This window comes from Herbiconiux daphne (assembly GCF_024979295.1).
In the GTDB taxonomy this organism is placed as follows: domain Bacteria; phylum Actinomycetota; class Actinomycetes; order Actinomycetales; family Microbacteriaceae; genus Herbiconiux; species Herbiconiux daphnes.
In genome coordinates, this window is record NZ_JANLCJ010000184.1 from 1 (window position 1) to 972 (window position 972).

Sequence of the window (972 nt, forward strand, 5' to 3'; positions counted from 1 at the left end):
CCAGAATCTGTTACAATTCTCCTTCAATTTAGGCGTGACGCAACACAATCTGCATCAGGTAAAAATGCTAATGGTAAAGAACCTGTTATATTTTCATTGACATTAGGTGATTTGAAATCATTGGCTGAGGCAACCTCACCTATGGGTTATTACTTAGATAACTTTGCAAGAAGTAGGGGTGGGCGTTCACCACTTGATGATTTAGGTCTTGGTGATAATATAACAAATATCCTTGGATACCTTCCAATTGGTAAGATAAACCAGATAGTTGGTCTTGCTGCTATAGCAAAGAAATTTGGAACAAAGGTTGGTGGTGGTAAGGCTGTATGGTCACAAACTGATAAATACCTTGAAAAAGTGTCTGAATTATTTGTGGAAGAAGTTAAAAAGGAAGGTTATAAGTTTGCAGGACACATAATTGGCGGACATAATGCCATAGCGTCTTCAATGGTCAGAAGTTTCACCCGTGGGTTGGTTGGTGGAAGTGTTGGTGATGCATTCAAGACTGCTGCAAGTAAAACTGCAACTAAAATTGGTAAACGTACATTAAAGAAAAGTGGTACAGGAAGACAACTCAAAACAGGTAAGAAATTCACAAGACCTATCAAGCGTCTTAACTCATTGGTGGGTTAACCTGAAATCAAGTATAATTATAGTAAAGATGGAGGTGTATCTATGCACACAACAGAAGTATGATTCAATTCAAGTGACATTGGGGTTCTTACTCCAAGACAGTGATTTGAACAAGTATCAAAAAACAACAAATTAGGGACATTTAAAGTTCCTGCCTCAGTGGCACGCAGGTTTACAACTGATGCTGATTTGGATAAGTTCTTCAACGCTCTTGCCCAAACTTACATCAATGTGGCTGTAAAACTGAAAAAACAACTTAGGACAATTCCTTTCAATATGTTAGAAGCGGCTGATAGGGAAATGTTTAGGGAATTTATCTGTGAGCAAATTCAATATGCG

At 38.0% G+C, this 972-nt stretch carries 2 protein-coding genes; both read left to right on the forward strand.

Going from position 1 to position 972, the window contains the following annotated elements; translation table 11 throughout:
- Nucleotides 1-633: hypothetical protein (locus N1032_RS23950; protein ID WP_259542951.1), on the forward strand; the 633-nt coding region annotated here is incomplete at its 5' end.
- Nucleotides 634-792: 159 nt separating this feature from the next.
- Nucleotides 793-972 (forward strand): hypothetical protein (locus tag N1032_RS23955; RefSeq protein WP_259542952.1); only part of this gene is annotated, 180 nt, incomplete at its 3' end.